The sequence below is a fragment of the Klebsiella sp. GB_Kp056 genome (assembly GCF_040064755.1).
Taxonomy (GTDB): Bacteria; Pseudomonadota; Gammaproteobacteria; order Enterobacterales; family Enterobacteriaceae; genus Klebsiella; species Klebsiella quasipneumoniae.
The window spans coordinates 97,753-114,236 of the sequence record NZ_JBEAJA010000058.1; the positions used below are offsets into that span (position 1 = coordinate 97,753).

Annotated in this window: 16 protein-coding genes; 2 read left to right on the top strand and 14 right to left on the bottom strand. The window is 59.2% G+C overall.

Annotated elements, in window-relative coordinates; all coding sequences use genetic code 11:
* Positions 1–183: 183 nt before the first annotated feature.
* The 6 genes from ABLV52_RS19895 to ABLV52_RS19920 are packed head-to-tail and all read right to left on the bottom strand — an operon-like array spanning position 184 to position 6,963.
* Positions 184–1,545 (bottom strand): aromatic acid/H+ symport family MFS transporter, encoded by a 1,362-nt coding sequence (locus tag ABLV52_RS19895; RefSeq protein WP_017898923.1) that lies wholly within the window; start codon positions 1,543–1,545, stop codon positions 184–186.
* 10 nt (positions 1,546–1,555) lie between these two features.
* Entirely contained in the window at positions 1,556–2,374 is an 819-nt protein-coding gene (locus ABLV52_RS19900) for a TIM barrel protein (protein WP_086075213.1), read from the bottom strand.
* Between the two features lie 58 nt (positions 2,375–2,432).
* On the bottom strand, positions 2,433–4,124 hold the full coding sequence (locus ABLV52_RS19905) for an FAD-dependent oxidoreductase (RefSeq protein ID WP_147733605.1): 1,692 nt from the start codon (positions 4,122–4,124) through the stop codon (positions 2,433–2,435).
* Positions 4,125–4,134: 10 nt separating this feature from the next.
* Positions 4,135–4,455: an NIPSNAP family protein gene (locus ABLV52_RS19910; RefSeq protein ID WP_004204812.1), complete on the bottom strand. Its 321-nt coding sequence runs from the start codon at positions 4,453–4,455 to the stop codon at positions 4,135–4,137.
* Positions 4,456–4,468: 13 nt separating this feature from the next.
* Positions 4,469–6,145, bottom strand: coding sequence for an FAD-dependent oxidoreductase (locus ABLV52_RS19915; protein WP_348890851.1), 1,677 nt, complete (start codon positions 6,143–6,145; stop codon positions 4,469–4,471).
* Positions 6,142–6,963 carry a shikimate dehydrogenase gene (locus ABLV52_RS19920; RefSeq protein ID WP_048296853.1) on the bottom strand — a complete coding sequence of 274 codons (822 nt, stop codon included), beginning with the start codon at positions 6,961–6,963 and terminating at the stop codon, positions 6,142–6,144. Before ABLV52_RS19920 ends, ABLV52_RS19915 begins: the two co-directional genes overlap by 4 nt.
* Positions 6,964–7,115: 152 nt before the next feature.
* On the opposite strand from ABLV52_RS19920, the gene ABLV52_RS19925 reads away from it, so the two are divergent.
* On the top strand, positions 7,116–7,874 hold the full coding sequence (locus ABLV52_RS19925) for an IclR family transcriptional regulator C-terminal domain-containing protein (protein ID WP_023288610.1): 759 nt from the start codon (positions 7,116–7,118) through the stop codon (positions 7,872–7,874).
* 38 nt (positions 7,875–7,912) lie between these two features.
* Here the strand turns inward: ABLV52_RS19925 and ABLV52_RS19930 are convergent, their stop codons facing one another.
* From ABLV52_RS19930 to ABLV52_RS19965, 8 genes are all read right to left on the bottom strand, one after another.
* The gene (locus ABLV52_RS19930) at positions 7,913–8,245 is read right to left on the bottom strand and encodes a hypothetical protein (protein ID WP_348890852.1); all 333 of its coding nucleotides are present in this window, start codon (positions 8,243–8,245) and stop codon (positions 7,913–7,915) included.
* Positions 8,246–8,493: 248 nt separating this feature from the next.
* A complete protein-coding gene (gene cyoE, locus ABLV52_RS19935) occupies positions 8,494–9,381 on the bottom strand; it encodes a heme o synthase (RefSeq protein ID WP_002891629.1) in 888 nt (295 codons plus the stop codon).
* A gap of 11 nt (positions 9,382–9,392) precedes the next feature.
* Positions 9,393–9,722: a cytochrome o ubiquinol oxidase subunit IV gene (locus tag ABLV52_RS19940; protein WP_002891634.1), complete on the bottom strand. Its 330-nt coding sequence runs from the start codon at positions 9,720–9,722 to the stop codon at positions 9,393–9,395.
* Positions 9,722–10,333 carry a cytochrome o ubiquinol oxidase subunit III gene (locus tag ABLV52_RS19945; protein ID WP_002891635.1) on the bottom strand — a complete coding sequence of 204 codons (612 nt, stop codon included), beginning with the start codon at positions 10,331–10,333 and terminating at the stop codon, positions 9,722–9,724. Before ABLV52_RS19945 ends, ABLV52_RS19940 begins: the two co-directional genes overlap by 1 nt.
* Positions 10,323–12,314: a cytochrome o ubiquinol oxidase subunit I gene (cyoB, locus tag ABLV52_RS19950; protein WP_004204804.1), complete on the bottom strand. Its 1,992-nt coding sequence runs from the start codon at positions 12,312–12,314 to the stop codon at positions 10,323–10,325. The genes ABLV52_RS19945 and cyoB overlap by 11 nt, the downstream gene beginning before the upstream one ends.
* Positions 12,315–12,333: 19 nt before the next feature.
* Positions 12,334–13,278 carry a cytochrome o ubiquinol oxidase subunit II gene (gene cyoA, locus ABLV52_RS19955; RefSeq protein WP_004204802.1) on the bottom strand — a complete coding sequence of 315 codons (945 nt, stop codon included), beginning with the start codon at positions 13,276–13,278 and terminating at the stop codon, positions 12,334–12,336.
* A 479-nt stretch (positions 13,279–13,757) separates the two neighbouring features.
* On the bottom strand, positions 13,758–15,233 hold the full coding sequence (gene ampG, locus ABLV52_RS19960; protein WP_032453853.1) for a muropeptide MFS transporter AmpG: 1,476 nt from the start codon (positions 15,231–15,233) through the stop codon (positions 13,758–13,760).
* Between the two features lie 43 nt (positions 15,234–15,276).
* Positions 15,277–15,855 carry a lipoprotein gene (locus ABLV52_RS19965; protein WP_004204800.1) on the bottom strand — a complete coding sequence of 193 codons (579 nt, stop codon included), beginning with the start codon at positions 15,853–15,855 and terminating at the stop codon, positions 15,277–15,279.
* Between the two features lie 302 nt (positions 15,856–16,157).
* On the opposite strand from ABLV52_RS19965, the gene bolA reads away from it, so the two are divergent.
* Positions 16,158–16,475 carry a transcriptional regulator BolA gene (gene bolA / locus ABLV52_RS19970; RefSeq protein WP_002891649.1) on the top strand — a complete coding sequence of 106 codons (318 nt, stop codon included), beginning with the start codon at positions 16,158–16,160 and terminating at the stop codon, positions 16,473–16,475.
* Positions 16,476–16,484: the final 9 nt, after the last annotated feature.

Sequence of the window (16,484 nt, forward strand, 5' to 3'; positions counted from 1 at the left end):
GGATCGAATAAGCAGAAGTTTATTTTCTGCTGGCTTGAAAAGAGGAGAGGGGAAACAACGGCAATGGGTGCAGGCCGGACGGTTGCGGAGCGCTTTTCGTTACACAGCAAGATGAAATAAATGTTCTTTTTAGCCGCAGCGCGCGGTGCAATCCGCAGATTGCACCGGAGGAAGGATACCGCATTACGCTCCGCGCACAGAGGCGGGGGCTGGCGAAGCGGCGGGAGGATTACCTGCGGCGAAGATGCCCTTCGCCGCCAGGCCTGCGACGGTGAGGGCAGCCGGGATGCCGAGGATCAAAAAGACGCTTTCGAAGGGCAGGTTGAGCGCCATCATCTCAGCGCCGGCAAAGGCGCTGAGGATCGCGCCGATCCGCCCGACGCCGTGCATCCAGCTGGAGCCTGTCGCCCGCGCCTGCGTGGGGTAGTAACGGGCGGAGAGGGCGTTCATGCCCGTATTGGCGCCGTTCAGGCAGGCGCCGCTGATAAACGCCAGCATACAGAGCAAGGCAAAGCTGCCCGCGGCGTAGCCCATCGCCATGGTAAACAGGCCGCCGACGGCGTAGATCATTCCCAGCGCGCGATGGGGATTGATGCGGTCCATCAGCCAGCCGGCAAACAGCGAGCCGAGTGTGCCTCCCGCCTGGTAGATCGCCGTCATCACGGCCGCCTGGCTGACGGTAAGCCCGACCTCCTTAACCAGCGTTGGCAGCCAGCTGCCGAGAATATAGACCAGGAACAGCCCCATAAAATAGACCAGCCATAGCATCAACGAGCCAAAGCCGTACTGGCGGGAGAGCACAATGCGCATCGCGTTGCCGGCCGCCGGCTGCGCCGGCAGGATAAACGTCACGTTGTCGCTGATTTGTCCGGGATAAAGACGATTAAGGATGGCGCGAATGCGCGCCGCTGGCGCTTGTTTGATCACCAGAAAACGAACTGATTCCGGCAGCCGCCAGATAAGCAGGGGGGCAAACAGCAGCGGCAGAATGCCGCCGAGCGCCATCAGCGAGTGCCAGCCAAACTGCGGGATCAGCCATGATGCGGTGAATCCTCCGGCCGCCGCGCCGAAGGTGAAGCCGCAGAAGATGACGGTAATAATAAATGAGCGCTGGCGTTCCGGAGCGTATTCCGACACCAGCGTCCCGATGTTCGGCATCGCGGCACCCAGTCCAAGGCCGGTCATAAAGCGGAAGAACATCATCTGCTCAATGTTGTGCGAGAAGGCGGTGGCGATGGTCCAGAAGCCGAAGAAGAAGACGCTGTTGATGATGATCTTTTTGCGTCCCAGCCAGTCGGCGAGCGGGCCAGAGAAAATAGCGCCCAGCGCGAGGCCGATCAGCGCGGCGCTGATCACCAGGCCCAGCTGGTGGTTGCTTACCCCCCACTCCAGCTTCAGCGTCGGGGCGATAAAGCCCATGATCGCGATATCAAACCCATCGAGAGCGATAACGCAAAAGCCGAGAAAAATAATCTGCTTTTGAAAGCGGCTCAGCGGGTTACGGTTAATTAACTCTCTGACATCCAGGCGTTGAGTCTGTGTCATAGCGGATTCCTTATGCGCAGGAGCGCAGGTAGGGCTGCGCGGCAGTGAACAGTAATTGCGCCCGCTGGAGGGGCGGCAGGGCGCCCTGCTCGCCGTCGAGCGGCACCTCGAGGGAGACCGGCAGCGTCGCCGGCAGAGCCGACATCAGACCGTACAGATCCAAACCGCCTTCCCCCGGCACGTTGCGCGCTGAGCGGGCCTGGCGGATGAGCTCCTGCTCGCTTTCCGGCCGCTGCGCCGCGCCATCGCAGAGCTGCATATAGTTCAGATGATGCGCGGGCAGACTGGAGAGGGCGGCGAGCGATTCTCCCGCGCGCCAGAAATGAAGGGCGTCCACCAGGATGCCGATATCCTCCCGCCCGCTGGCGGCGATCAGCGCCTGCGCATCGGCGATCGTGCGCAGCTGGGTCCAGGGCATTGGCTCAAGGTTCATGGTCAGGCCAAACGGGCGGCCGGCCGCGGCGAGAGTGGCCAGGTTGTCGGCGCTGCGCTGCAGGTTGTCGTCATTCCCGGCGACTAACACCTGCCCGGCGCCAAGCCGCGCGGCGGTCTCCATAAAGCGCTGCAGCCGATCGTCGAGGGTAAACCCCGGGCTCAGGCGGACGATCTCCACGTCCGAGACGCGGATGCCGGTTTCCATCAGCGCGGCCAGGGTCGCGCGGACGGCGGGGGTATCGCCCAGCATATCGTAGTCCGGGTCGGCGGGGGTGGCGGGCAGCAGCCGCAGACCCACGTGGGTAAAACCGGTTCTGGCCGCTATCCGCACCTGTTCGGGGGGAGAGACATCGAGCAGGCTCAGCGCGGCGAGCGATAGGGTACGCATGTTCATAAATGGCTCCGGTTCAGTTGCAGGTGAAGTTAGCCAGGGTTATTGCCGTCCCTGGTTGTTATTGCTCTGTTTTTATTGTGTTTTCAGCCAGTTTTTTGCCCACCAGGTAGCCGAAGGTCATCGCCGGCCCGAGGGTGATCCCTCCGCTGGGGTAATAGCCGCGCATCACGCTCGACATGTCGTTGCCGATGGCGAACAGGCCCGGTATCGGCTGCTGCTGCCCGTCCAGCACCCGAGCGTGTTCGTCGGTTTGCAATCCGCTAAAGGTGCCCAGCGAGCCGGGCAGAATGCGCACCGCGTAGAACGGCCCTTCGCGCAGCGGTCCGAGCGTCACCTGATGGTCACCCTGCGCGCGGTTATAGGCCGATGCGCCGCGGTGAAAATCGACGTCTTCACCGGTGCTGGCGAAGTGATTAAAGCGTTCAACGGTTTCCGCCAGCGCATCGGTATCGATGGCGCACCGTTTCGCCAGCTCGGCCAGGGTGTTTCCTCGCAGCAGATAGCCGGTACGCAGCCAGGCGGTAGGGGTGAACGGGAAGGGCCTGGCGTGGCCCAGGCCATAGCGGCGCAGCGCGCGCCGATCGGCCAGCAGCCAGGCCTGCGGCGTGTCGCCCACGGGCGTCGCCGCCAGCAGGGCGGCGATAAAGTCGTGATAGGAGTCGGCCTCGTTAACAAAGCGTTTGCCGTTAGGCAGGACGGCGATCACCCCGGGCTTGGCTCGCTCCACCAGATGGGGAAACATCAGCTGCTGGCCGCTGGCGAGGGTGACGCGGGACACCGGCGCCCAGGCCAGCGGGTGGCGCAGGCGGGTATCGAACTGGCCGCCGACGGATTCGCCAAGGCGGATCCCCTCGCCCTGATTGTCAGGCGGCGCGGCGGAGAAATGGCCGTAGCCCTCCGCGGCGTGAGGCACCACCTGCGCCAGGCGCTGCCGATCGTGGGGAAAACCGCCGCAGGCGAGCACCACGGCGCCCGCTTCGACGTGCATCTCCCCGTCATCGCTGCGCAGCACCGCGCCGGACACGCCCTGCGGCCCCTGCAGCAGCCGAACCGCAGGCGCATTGAGTTGAAAGCGCACTCCGGCGTCGAGGGCGGATCGCAGCAGACGGGCGACCAGCGCATTGCCATTGACCAGATGCTGCCCCCGTCCGGCGCGCAACCGCTGCCAGCCGTGGCGCAGCAGGCGGCGGGCGGCATACAGCGCGGAGCGCGGCGAGCGGGTGGCGTTAAAAAAATGCGCCATGTCCGCGCCGCCGGCGATGCCCATCCCGGCCAGGCTGATGGTCTCCAGCGGCGGGCGCAGTCGGTGGAGCCAGTCGCCGAGCAGGCGGCCATCGTAGGGCTGAGCGGTCACCGACCGCCCACCGTTCGCCGCGCCCGGCGACGCGTGAAAGTCCGGCATAGCGCTGCCCGACAGAAACTTCACCGCCGTCCGCTGATGAAAAAAATCCACCATTTCCGGCCCGTGACGCAGGAAGGTCTGCAGCCGTTCGTCGGCGGCTTCGCCCCCCATCTCATGCTGCAGATAGGTCAGCGGGGCATCGGCCGCTTCGTCGATGCCCTCCGCCCGCGCCAGCGGGTTACGGGGGATCCACAGCCAGCCGCCGGACCAGGCGCTGGTTCCGCCGAGCACTGACGCCTTCTCCGCCACCATGACGCTGGCGCCGTGCATTGCCGCGGTGACCGCGGCAGAGAGTCCCGCCGCGCCGGAGCCGACCACCAGCATATCCACCTTCACAGGCCCGCTCATGATGGACTCCTTACTGCAATGGTGAAAAAGCGGTGGGGCGCATCAGCACCGACTCGAGGCGCTCCACGGCGGCCAGTTCGCGATTTTTCCGCGAGAAGGTCTGCCAGCGCTCGTCCTGGGCCATCCGCGCGCGGCGTACCAGGCGATCGTCCAGGCTTTCGTAAGCCCAGATGTGCACTACCTGATTGACCACGCCGATCTCGGTAAAAAAGAAGCCGATCAGTTTGCCGAGATGGTCAGTTTGCACCGCCAGGGCATCGCTTTGGTACAGCGCCAGCCAGTCGGCCATTTTCAGCGGATTGATGGTGTAGGTGCGTTTTTCGTAGATCATGATGTTTTCCTGATTAGTGGGTGGCGGGTTGCGCCAGATGGCAGGCGGCGAGGTAGCCAAACGTCAGCCCCGGGCCAAGGGTGATGCCGGGACCCGGGTAGGTGCCGGCCATCAGCGAATCCATGTCGTTTCCCACCGCGTACAGCCCCGCGATAGGCTTTCCTTCGGCGTTGACGACCTGGGCATCGGCGGTGGTGACCAGACCCCGGGAAGTCCCCAGATCGCCGGTATAGAGTTTGATGGCATAGAACGGCGCGCTGAGCAGGGGAGCGTTGCAGGCGTCAGGGTGATGGCCCGGATCGCCCATCGCCCGGTTATAGCTGTTGCCGCCTTTGGCAAACTCACGGTCCAAGCCCTGCGCGGCGTCACGATTGTAGCGGGCGACCGTCTCGCTCAGGGTGTGGTCATCCAGCCCAAGCTGCTGCGCCAGCGCGGCCAGGGTGTCGGCTTTGTGCAGATAGCCGGCGGCGATCAGGGCGTCATTGTTCACCGGCGCCGGGCGCGCCAGCCCGAGGCCGTAACGCTTCATCGCCTGAGCGTCGCACAGTAAAAAGCAGGGGGCATTCTCCGCAGCACGCTGCATCGCGCTGGCAAAATGGTGATAGGAGCTGGACTCATTAACGAAGCGTACCGCCCGCTGATTGACGGCAATCACGCCCGGCTTGGCCCGGTCGGTCACCAGGTGGGGGAAGCGCTCCTCGCTGCCGTCGGACCGGGTCAGCACCGATACCGGCGCCCAGAAAAAGTTGGATGCCCGATCGGCTCCCTCGCGAGCGTTAAGCGCCGCCGCGAGACGCAGCGCGGCGCCATCATTGGCCGGCGGCGACATGGTGAAGTGCTCTCGGGTGTCAGGCCGATAGCGCGCCGCCAGCGCGCCAGCGGCAAAACCGCCAGCGGCCAGCACCACTCCTCGCCGGGCGTGCAGCGTCTCTCTTTGCCCCTGACACTCGATCTCTACCCCGGTGACCGCGCCTTGCGCTTCGCGCAGCGCCAGAACATTGACATTCAGCCGCAGGCTCATGCCTTTACGCAGCGCCGTGGTCGCCATGCGGGCAATCAGGGCATTGCCCATCGCCAGGCGGGTGCCGCGAGGGTATGTCACCCGGTCGCGGGCGTAGCGCAGCAGCAGTCGGGTGCAATGGGCCAGGGAGCGCAGCGAGCGACGCATATCGAGAAAATGTTGAATGTCGACGCGGTTGACCATCATTCCGCCAAACAGCAGCATCCCCGGCGGCGGCGAGCGCAGGTCGCGAAACGCGTCACCCAGTTCACGGCCGTCATACTCCACCACCTCCAGCGCCCGACCGACGTCGACGGCGCCGGGCTCATCCGGATAGTAATCAGGTGAGAGTGGGCGCAGGCTATACTTCACCGCCCCCTCGCGCTCCAGAAAGGCGAGGGCCTCTCGCCCGGCGCTGACAAACGCCTCGGCGATATCTTCGCGGTAGTGGGCCTCGCCGATAATGGTTCGCAGATAGGTTTTGATCGCTTCGGCGCTACCGCTTTTGCCCGCGGCGCGCGCCTGGTCGGTATCGTGCAGCCACACGGCGCCGCCAGAGATGGCCGAGGTGCCGCCGAACTGACCGGCTTTCTCCAGCATCAGCACCGACAGCCCTTTGCAGCTGGCGGTGACCGCGGCGGCAAAGCCAGCGGCGCCGCTGCCGATGACGATCACGTCCCAGCTCTTCATGCCGCCGCTCCCTGCGCCGGCGGGATGGCGCCGATAAACTGGCCCATCAGCGTCATCTGCGCCAGCGCCATTTCCGGCCCGGTCTGTACCCGGCAGCCGCGGGCGGCGGCGAAGGTGAGCAACGGCGTCATCACCGGGGCGGTGACAACGTCAGCCACGTGGGTGGCGCTGCCGAGGGTCTCCAGCAGCGCCTGCGGCAGGGGCAGCGCATCAAATCCGGCCATGCCGGCCGGCGAGCCGTTGACCAGCAGATCGACGCCGTGCAGGGTGTCCGGCAGCGCGCTCAGTCGCACCGCCGGAAAGGCTTCAGCCAGAAGGTCGTGCAGGCGTTGCCGGGTGGCGGGGTTTTGATCGTGCAGAGCCAGCTGACGGAGCCCCGCCTCGCACAATCCCCAGGCGATGGCGCTGCCGACGCCGCCGCAACCGGAGAGCAGCGCCTGCTTACCCGCCGGCTGAAAACCCTGTGCCTCGGCGGCGAGCAGAAAGCCGACGCCGTCCAGCATATCGCCCTGTAACCGGCCATCCGCCAGCTTGCGGATCACATTGATGGCGTTGAGTCGGCGGGCGCGCGGCGTAAGCTCGTCGACCAGCGCGGCGGCGCGTTGTTTATGCGGCACCGTCACCAGCACGCCGCTCATGTTCTGCCAGCCGCGCAGGGCGTTGAGGTAGGCGGCCACCGCGTCAGGGGCGATATCCACCGGGATCATGACGCTGTCCATGTGCTGTTCGGCAAAGTAGCGGTTGAAGTTATCCGGTGATTTCACCTGGGCGATCGGATGACCAATCACGGCGACAACCTGGGTAGTTCCACTGACCATTGCAAACCTCATTTGTTAAATGAATGTTGTGAAAGTATTTCAGTGGAAGCTGGGAGCGACAACGCAGAATTCGGACATGTCGGTTGTTAATCGCACGATCGCTGCGATAATCGCAGGAAATCGATAATGATGTTGCAAAAATGTGAGCGAATATGCAAAACACCATTCATCCTCGCGATCTGATCGTCGGTTTACAAAAAGGGTTGGCGCTCATCCAGCTTTTTTCTAAAACCTGCCCAAAGCTCACCGTCGCTCAGGCGGCGAAAATGAGCGGCCTGACGCAAAGCGCGGCACGACGTTTTCTGTTGACGCTGCTGCATGAGCGCTATTTGCAAACCGATGGGCGCTATTACTGGCTTACCCCGAAGACGCTGCGGCTTGGTCAGGCCTACGTCGATTCGGCGCAGTTTCCCCGCATGGTGCGGCCGATTGTCGAATACATCGCCAGCCGGACCGAGGAGCACGCCTCGGTGGGGGTGGTGGATGAAGATGAACTGGTCTATATCGCCCGCAGCCGTCACACACCATTTAACTCCACGTCGGTTCGGCTTGGGGAGCGGGTGCCCATCTTTTGTACCGCCGGGGGGCGGCTATGGCTGGCTTCGCTGCCGGAAGCAGAGTGTGAAGCGGTTCTACAGCGCATTACCCGGGAACAACGCACGCCCTATACGGTGACCGACGTCGCGTCGTTGATGGAGAAGATTGCCCAGGTGCGGCGTCAGGGGTATGCCACTATCGAGCAGGAGTTTGAGATTGGTATGCTGGTGCTGGCGGTACCGTTAACCGACAGGGAAGGGACCTGGTGGGGAGCGTTAAGTCTGACCAGTCATCAATCGCGGACTTCGCTGGACGCGTTATGCCGCGACCACCTTGATCTGCTCTATAGCGCGCAGGCGATGCTGGTGGGTTAAACAGGGCAGCCGATGCGCTGCCCTCGGCGAGACGTCGCTTAGGCTGACGCTTTGTTGAGGAAGCTGCTCCAGTCGCTGGCGGCGTTATCGACAAAGGTGTTCCAGCTGGTGCCGGCGGTATTGACGAAGCTACCCCAGTTTTCCTTACCGGTGGTCACAAAGGTTTCCCAGTTTGTCTGACCGGTCAGGAAGGAACCAAACGCCATCGCGCTGTCGCCAACGAATGAGGCGAAGGCGGTACCGGAGGTGAGGACAAACGAGGTGAAGCCGACGGCAGAGTTGGCGACAAAGCTGGCGAAGCCGTTGGCCGCGCCGATCAGGTTAAAGCCGCCGGAGATGTACTCCATTTCGTTCAGTGTTAATTCTTTCATTGCGATTCCTTGTAGTGAATATTTCCCAAACGGGTGTAAACCCGAGGAGAAAAGTAGCATCGCGGGCGCGTGCGGCGCGAGCGATAACCGGTTAGCACAAGCTCATTTTTTCCTCATTTTTTGGCGTGAGATAGCGAAACCGATGCGGGGGAGGGGAGGGGAAGTATGAAATGAGAAAGGAACCAATTTGAAACAGAAAAGAAAAAGCCCCGTCAAGACGGGGCTTTATATCGTACTGGAGAGCGAGATTATCTCACGTAAGCCAGCAGGCTATGTGAATCCGGCACCATAAAGTCAACAGACATCATCACGGACAGCGCAGTGATGGCGACGATGGAAAAGACGAACAGCTTGCGCGCCCAGACTTTGTCATCTGCCACTTTGTAGCCACGCAGCGCCATACCCAGCCACCAGACGCTGACCGCTGCCGCCACGACCAGGTATTTATACCCGGCGTAACCGCCCAGCGAGAGCATCAGGGTCGCAACGGCAAAGGCGACGATGTACAGCGTAATATGGTTTTTGGCGACCGAAATGCCTTTCACCACCGGCAGCACCGGAATATTCGCCGCCTGATAATCCTTAAAGCGGAAAATCGCGATGGCGTAGGAGTGAGGCATCTGCCACAGGCTAAAGATAGCCAGCAGGATCGCCGCACCGCTGTCGAAATCACCGGTGACCGCGCAGTAGCCAATCACCGGCGGCGCGGCGCCGGAGAGTGAGCCAATCAGCGTGCCGTAGACAGAGTGGCGTTTCATGTACAGGCTGTAGACGCCGACATAAACCACGAACCCCATCACCCCCAGCCAGCAGGCCAGCGGATTTGCGCCGAACCACAGCAGCATAAAGCCAGCAATACCCAGCAAGGTGGCGTACACCAGCGAAGCTTCTGGCGAGATCAGCCCTTTGACCAGCACCCGGTTTTTCGTCCGTTCCATCTTACGATCGATGTCCCGGTCGATGTAGTTGTTGAATACACAACCCGAGGCGACCACCAGGGATACTCCAAGGAGCGTCCAGACGAACAGCGGATAGTCGATGTGGCCTTTGGAGGCCAGCAGGAAACCGCCGATCACGGAGATCAGGTTGCCAAAAATAATGCCTGGTTTCGTAACTTGCAGGTATTGCTTAAACATACTCGCCGCTCTTAGTGCATCATCATGTTGTAGTTCAGGTTCCACATAATCCAGATGGAGCCGACAACCACGATCGCAATGATGATTACGGTGAAGATAAATGCGGTCAGGTTCCAGCCTTCATCGGACTTGCTGTTCATATGCAGGAAGTACACGAGGTGTACCACGATCTGCACCACAGCGGTCACCAGAATGGTGCCAAGGATAACCGCATGCGAGGCGGAGCCACTCATCACCATGGCGAACGGAATGACCGTCAGGATGATGGACAGGATAAATCCTGTCATGTAGCTCTTCACGCTGCCGTGAGAAGCGCCGCTATGATCGGTAGAATGACTCATTACATCGCCCCCATCAGATAGACAACCGAGAACACGCAGATCCACACGACGTCCAGGAAGTGCCAGAACAGGCTCAGGCACAGGATACGCGTGCGGTTAGTGCTGGTCAGGCCACGACGTGAAACCTGGAACATCAGCACCGCCATCCAGATAAGGCCAGAGGTCACGTGCAGACCGTGGGTGCCGACCAGCGCGAAGAACGCGGACAGGAAGCCACTACGATCCGGACCAAAGCCTTCCATGATCAGGTGATGGAATTCATAGATTTCCATCCCGATAAATCCGGCGCCAAACAACCAGGTCAACGCCAGCCAGGAAACCACCTGGCTCTTGTTGTTTTTGTACATGGCGATAGCCGCCATGCCGTAGGTGATGGAGCTGAACAGCAGCAGTGCGGTTTCAACCAGAACGAACGGCAGTTCGAAAATATCTTTGCCAGTCGGTCCGCCGGCCGTGCCGTTCACCAGAACGGCATAGGTAGCAAACAGCGTAGCGAAGATAATGCAGTCGCTCATCAGGTAGATCCAGAAACCGAATACCTTCATCGGTCCTGTATCATGGTGCCCGTGTTCATGCGCGTGGGCAGTATGCGCAAGAGTATCAGTTGCCATTTTTCAGCCCTGCTTTGTTAATCTCATCGAAATGCTGTTTTTCCAGTTTTTCGACTTCTGCAACCGGTACGTAGTAATCCACGTCCTCGTCAAAGCTCTTAATAATCCAGGTCGCTACGATGCCGATGAAGCTGGCGATCGCCATCCACCAGATATGCCAGATCATGGCGAAACCAAATACCGTCGCGAAGGCGGCAATGACGATGCCGGCGCCGCTGTTTTTCGGCATATGAATTTCTTCATAGTGAGCAGGCTGTTTGTACGCTTCACCTTTCTCTTTCATTTCCCAGAAGGCGTCACGCTCGTGAACCTGAGGAACGATAGCGAAGTTGTAGAACGGCGGTGGAGAAGAGGTTGCCCACTCCAGCGTACGGCCACCCCACGGGTCACCGGTCAGGTCACGGTTCTGATCGCGGTCGCGAATAGAGACGTAGAACTGAATCAGCTGGCACAGGATACCGCAGGCGATCAGCGCCGCACCGCAAGCTGCAACAACCAGCATCGGGTGGAACTGCGGATCGATCTGCTGGCTCAGACGACGGGTCATCCCCATGAAGCCCAGCACGTACAGCGGCATAAATGCTACGAAGAAGCCGATGATCCAGAACCAGAAAGCGCGTTTGCCCCAGGTTTCGTTCAGGGTGAAGCCAAAGGCTTTCGGCCACCAGTAGGTCAGACCTGCGAAGCAACCGAATACCACGCCGCCGATGATAACGTTATGGAAGTGCGCGATCAGGAACAGGCTGTTGTGCAGAACGAAGTCCGCGCCCGGTACCGCCAGCAGCACGCCGGTCATCCCACCTACGGAGAAGGTCACGATAAAGCCGATAGTCCACATCATCGCCGAGTTGAAGACGATGCGACCCTGATACATGGTGAACAGCCAGTTGAAGATCTTAACCCCGGTCGGGATCGCGATAATCATGGTGGTAATACCGAAGAAGGCGTTTACGTTTGCGCCGGCACCCATGGTGAAGAAGTGGTGCAGCCAAACGATGAACGACAGAACGGTAATACAGACGGTTGCCCACACCAGAGAGGTGTAACCGAACAGACGCTTACGCGAGAAGGTCGCGGCGATTTCGGAGAAGACCCCGAACACCGGCAGAACCAGGATGTACACTTCCGGGTGACCCCAGGCCCAAATCAGGTTGATGTACATCATCATGTTGCCACCCATATCGTTGGTAAAGAAATGGGTGCCCAGGTAACGATCCAGGGTCAGCAGCGCGATGGTGACGGTCAGAATGGGGAAAGAGGCGATAATCAGGATGTTAGCGCACAGAGATGCCCAGGAGAATACCGGCATCTTGAACATGGTCATGCCCGGGGCGCGCATCTTGATAATGGTCACGAAGAAGTTAATACCGGTCAGGGTAGTACCGATACCGGAGAGCTGCAGCGCCCAAATCCAGTAGTCGACCCCTACGCCAGGACTGTACTCAATTCCCGACAGCGGCGGATAGGCCAGCCAACCGGTCTGCGCGAACTCACCGACGCCCAGAGACAGGTTAACCAGAATCACGCCCACAACGGTGAACCAGAAGCTCAGGTTGTTGAGGAACGGGAAGGCTACGTCGCGTGCGCCGAGCTGAAGCGGAACCACCAGGTTCATCAGACCGATAACGAACGGCATCGCCACGAAGAAGATCATGATAACGCCGTGGGCGGTAAAGATCTGATCGTAGTGATGAGGCGGCAGGAAGCCTGCTTCCCCGGCCGAGGCCAGCACCTGCTGGCTACGCATCATGATGGCGTCAGCAAAGCCACGCAGCAGCATGACGATTGCCACGATAACGTACATGATACCGAGACGTTTGTGGTCGACAGAAGTCAGCCACTCGTTCCATAGGTAGGACCACTTACCGAAGTAAGTGATGGCCGCCAGAAGCGCCAGTCCCCCAATGATAATCGCAGCCACCGTTACCACGATAATAGGTTCGTGGTAGGGCACTGCATCCAGTGTAAGTTTTCCGAACATCGTTTTCTTCCTCGGCCCCTTAGTGAGCGGTTTCCGCGTGGCTCATGTCCATGCCTTCCATCCCGTCGTGAGCGGCATGCTCGCCTTCAGGTTTGGACATGTTCATGCTCTCGTGAGACATGAATTTGTTCACAACATCTTTGAACAGATCCGGCTTCACGTTAGAGAAGTATTCCACTTTGTTATATTCGCTAGGCACAGCCACTTTCTCGAACGCGGCCATAGAGTCCATAGCGTTCGGAGACTGTTTCGCTTTTTCAACCCACTGATCGAAAGTTGCACGATCCGGGGTAGCAATCGCTTTGAACTTCATACCAGAGAAGCCCGGGCCACTGTAGCTAGCGGAGATACCGTCATAAGTACCAGCTTCGTCAGCAATGAGGTGCAGCTGAGTCTGCATCCCGGCCATTGCGTAGATCTGGCTGCCTAAGCGCGGAATAAAGAACGAGTTCATCACCGAGTTAGAGGTCACTTTGAAGTGTACCGGTACGTTCGCCGGGAAGGCGATTTCGTTAACGGTAGCAATACCCTGTTCCGGATAGATAAAGAACCATTTCCAGTCCATCGATACGACTTCGATGGTGATTGGTTTCTCGTCATGGACAAGCGGTTTGCTTGGCTCCAGTGCGTGAGTGGTTTTCCAGGTCAGAACGGCCAGGAACAGGATGATCAGAATAGGTACCGTCCAGACCACAGCTTCCACTTTATTGGAGTGTGACCAGTTCGGGCTATACTTCGCATCTTTATTGCTCGCGCGATACTTCCAGGCAAATCCTACTGCCATCAAGACGGCGGGAATAACGACAATCATCATCAGGCCGAAGGCCGTCAGAATCAAAGAGCGTTGCTCCAGTCCAATCTGTCCTTTTGGGTCAAGGAGTGCAGAATCACAACCACTGAGTAATACAGTACCTGCGATTAATGACATCCATCCCAAACTTTTATTGTATTTCCTGAGTCTCATTGAACGACCTCAATTCCACGGGATCTGGTGGCGTTTAAAGTGTACGGGCATTTTACGGTAAGGTTGCATTACTGTAAACATGATTGGATCTCTGTCAGTTCTGTGTTAGCGGCTTCTGCTTGCTTTGTCACATATGTTACGTAGTGTTACGTAATCGCTTGCAAAGCCTGATTTTCGTGGGATCGATAACGAAAGGGATAAGAAAAGGAGTGCTTAGCGGCGAATGGGCATAACCACCCAAAAATTAGAACAATTGTTTAACATTTAATTATCAAATAAAAGACATTGTGGAAACGTAAAATAAAATCGGCTTAGCTGAATCGGTTAAATTATTTAAAGAATCGAATAAAAACTGTCAATAATTTCCAGAAAACAAAAACGCACAAAACAACAAATAGCGCGGCGGGCAATATAAAAGCGTTAATAAGCCGTTATAATTACGTTTCGTAATTACAACGGCTAATAATGATGCAGCGTCCTTAAATCAGGTGGGTTTTACGCAGCGCCAGGTAGTCGAGCAGGCCGCCGAGCAAAATACCGCCAACGGCCGTCAGCGCGGCAACCTCCAGCAGGCCGGACAGGAAGCTGAACGACGTATAATCCAGCGCGTTGAGGATCAGCAGACCCAGCCATACCGCCAGCAGCAGGCAGCCCAGCGTCAGGATCCCCAGCGCCAGCGCATAGGCCTGCGGATATTCGCTACGCGGTATAAAGCTTGCCGTGCGTTGGGTATGCTCGAGCGTTTGCCGGCACAGCAGCAGCAGCGCGATCCCCGGCACCGCCGCGACCACAGAGAAGAGATAGAAGGTGGACCAGCCGTGGGCCTCGACGAACCAGCCGGCAATCGGCCCGACGTACACGCGGCCAACCGCGGACAGCGCCGAGAGCAGCGCGAACTGGGTGGCGGAGAACGACTTGTTGCACAGCGTCATCAGCAGCGCCACAAACGCCGCCGTGCCCATTCCCCCGCACAGGTTCTCAAAGAATACCGCGGTCGCCATGGAATAGAGGTGCTTATCGGTAATCGACAGCAGCCAGTAGCCGGCGTTGGAGACCCCCTGCAGCAGACCGAAGATCAGCAGCGCCCGGAACAGCGTCAGCCGCTGCATCAGTACGCCGCCGTACAGGGCGCCGAGAATGGTGGCGAACAGGCCTAAGGTTTTGTTCACCATCCCCACCTCACCGGCGTCAAAACCGACGCCGCGGATGAGAAAGGTGGTGGTCAGGCTCATGGCAAACGCATCGCCAAGCTTATAAAGAACGATGAGCAACAGAATAAGCCAGGCGTTGTTACGGCCGAAAAAATCACGCAGCGGCGCAACCACCGCCTGCTCCAGCGATCGGGGAACCGGGATGACGTCGCTCGGCTCGGGCGCCAGCAGCGTGGCGATGATGCAGGGCACCAGCAGCGCCGCCATCAGCCAGTACATCCCCTGCCAGCCGAGATAGCGGTCGGCGAGCCACAGGGCCAGACCGCCGGAGACCAGCATCCCGAGGCGATAGCCCAGCACGCTGATCGCGGCGCCGGCGCCGCGCTCTTCCGCCGGCAGAACGTCGGTTTTCCAGGCGTCAAAGACAATATCCTGCGACGCTGAACAGAAGGCGATCACCACCGCCAGCGCCGCCATCCAGCGCAGCTGGGAGACGGGTTCAAGAAAGCCCATCGCCGCGATGGCCAACAGGAGCAGGATCTGGGTGGTGACCAGCCAGCCGCGACGTCGGCCGAGGAACGGCGGCGTGTAGCGGTCCATCAGCGGGGACCAGAGAAATTTAAAGACATAGGCCTGGCCGACCAGCGAGAAAAAACCGATCGTTTTCAGATCGATATTTTCCACCGTCATCCAGGCCTGCAGGGTACCGGAGGTGAGGGCCAGCGGCAGACCGGAGGCGAAGCCGAGGATCAGCAAAATCGCTGATTTAGGCTGCTGAAAAATGCGTAAGTAGTGACTGGACATAGCATAAAGCACGAACCCGGCGGAGGCCGGGTTCGTGGTGGCATTAACGCGCGTTTTGCTTGATGAAATCGTGGATGCTGGTGTCCTGCGCCATATCGGCGATGGTATCGGTCAGGACGCTGTTGACGGCATCAGCGATGTTTTTGTTCGAGGCCTGGAAGGCGCCTTCAACCGAGTAGCTGGCGCGGTAGTTTTTGGTCATCTTCGTGCCGTTTGCCGCGGTGGCGATGATGGCGATATCGGCTTTGGTGGCGATGTTGTAGCGCACGTTGCCCTGGGAGACGTCAGCGTAAAGTTTGTTGACGATGATCTGCAGATCGACTGCGCCGTTCGGGCCAATCATATAGCCGCGCGCGGTCATTTGTTTCTCCAGCACTTCCTGCAGCAGGAAGCGCAGGTCGCGGGAGGCGGTGAGGGTGACCTGTTGGTTGTCGCGCGTCACTTTCGCCAGCGCCTGGTCCGGACGCTGGTCGGCGCCGTTGATGCTGACGGTCACGCCCATCAGGCTCGGATCCTGCTGCGGCAGCGTGATTTTCGGCGATACTTCAATGGTGGTCGGCGGCGTGGCGCATCCTGCCAGCATAAACATGGCGACCAACGGGAAAAGGATCTTCTTAAGCATGTTCAGGTCTCAACGCATGGTGTTGTTATAAGGAAAATTACCGCCATCATAGCATTGCCAACGGCAAGGGGAAGTGGCAACGCGTGTAAATCCATCGCCCTGGCGGTTTTCTGAGCGCCCCGCTACGGTTAATCGCTCTTTCCCCGGCGGATCTGGCGACCAGAGCCAGTAAACGTGATACTTTTGAATGAAAATATCAGAACAATGCTAATTTTTTGTTGTTTTCTCCTAATGGAAGCGGTAAAAGCGGCTAACATTTAAAAGGAGTGGCGGCATCTCAGCGTTGTCGGAGGAGAAAATTCATGATGATACGTGAACAGATCGAAGCAAAACTTAGAGCAGCGTTCGACCCGATGTATCTCGAAGTCGTGGATGAAAGTTATCGTCACAACGTCCCTGCGGGCTCTGAAAGTCATTTTAAAGTGGTGTTAGTGAGCGATCGCTTCACTGGCGAGCGTTTCCTTAATCGCCACCGTATGATCTACGGCACGCTAACCGAGGAGCTGTCGAATACGGTGCACGCCCTGGCGTTGCACACCTACACGATTAAAGAATGGGAAGCGCTACAGGATACGGTTTTCGCCTCGCCGCCGTGCCGCGGCGCGGGGAGCATCGCCTAGAAATCCCAT

Excerpts from the sequence above, each read along its gene's own strand:
- ABLV52_RS19940 (WP_002891634.1), bottom strand. The coding sequence starts at position 9,722 with ATGAGTCATTCTACCGATCATAGCGGCGCTTCTCACGGCAGCGTGAAG.
- cyoB (WP_004204804.1), bottom strand. The coding sequence starts at position 12,314 with ATGTTCGGAAAACTTACACTGGATGCAGTGCCCTACCACGAACCTATT.
- ABLV52_RS19900 (WP_086075213.1), bottom strand. The coding sequence starts at position 2,374 with ATGAACATGCGTACCCTATCGCTCGCCGCGCTGAGCCTGCTCGATGTC.
- cyoA (WP_004204802.1), bottom strand. The coding sequence starts at position 13,278 with ATGAGACTCAGGAAATACAATAAAAGTTTGGGATGGATGTCATTAATC.
- ABLV52_RS19925 (WP_023288610.1), top strand. The coding sequence starts at position 7,116 with ATGCAAAACACCATTCATCCTCGCGATCTGATCGTCGGTTTACAAAAA.
- cyoE (WP_002891629.1), bottom strand. The coding sequence starts at position 9,381 with ATGTTTAAGCAATACCTGCAAGTTACGAAACCAGGCATTATTTTTGGC.
- ABLV52_RS19920 (WP_048296853.1), bottom strand. The coding sequence starts at position 6,963 with ATGGTCAGTGGAACTACCCAGGTTGTCGCCGTGATTGGTCATCCGATC.
- ABLV52_RS19905 (WP_147733605.1), bottom strand. The coding sequence starts at position 4,124 with ATGAGCGGGCCTGTGAAGGTGGATATGCTGGTGGTCGGCTCCGGCGCG.
- ampG (WP_032453853.1), bottom strand. The coding sequence starts at position 15,233 with ATGTCCAGTCACTACTTACGCATTTTTCAGCAGCCTAAATCAGCGATT.
- ABLV52_RS19915 (WP_348890851.1), bottom strand. The coding sequence starts at position 6,145 with ATGAAGAGCTGGGACGTGATCGTCATCGGCAGCGGCGCCGCTGGCTTT.
- ABLV52_RS19895 (WP_017898923.1), bottom strand. The coding sequence starts at position 1,545 with ATGACACAGACTCAACGCCTGGATGTCAGAGAGTTAATTAACCGTAAC.
- bolA (WP_002891649.1), top strand. The coding sequence starts at position 16,158 with ATGATGATACGTGAACAGATCGAAGCAAAACTTAGAGCAGCGTTCGAC.
- ABLV52_RS19945 (WP_002891635.1), bottom strand. The coding sequence starts at position 10,333 with ATGGCAACTGATACTCTTGCGCATACTGCCCACGCGCATGAACACGGG.
- ABLV52_RS19910 (WP_004204812.1), bottom strand. The coding sequence starts at position 4,455 with ATGATCTACGAAAAACGCACCTACACCATCAATCCGCTGAAAATGGCC.
- ABLV52_RS19930 (WP_348890852.1), bottom strand. The coding sequence starts at position 8,245 with ATGAAAGAATTAACACTGAACGAAATGGAGTACATCTCCGGCGGCTTT.
- ABLV52_RS19965 (WP_004204800.1), bottom strand. The coding sequence starts at position 15,855 with ATGCTTAAGAAGATCCTTTTCCCGTTGGTCGCCATGTTTATGCTGGCA.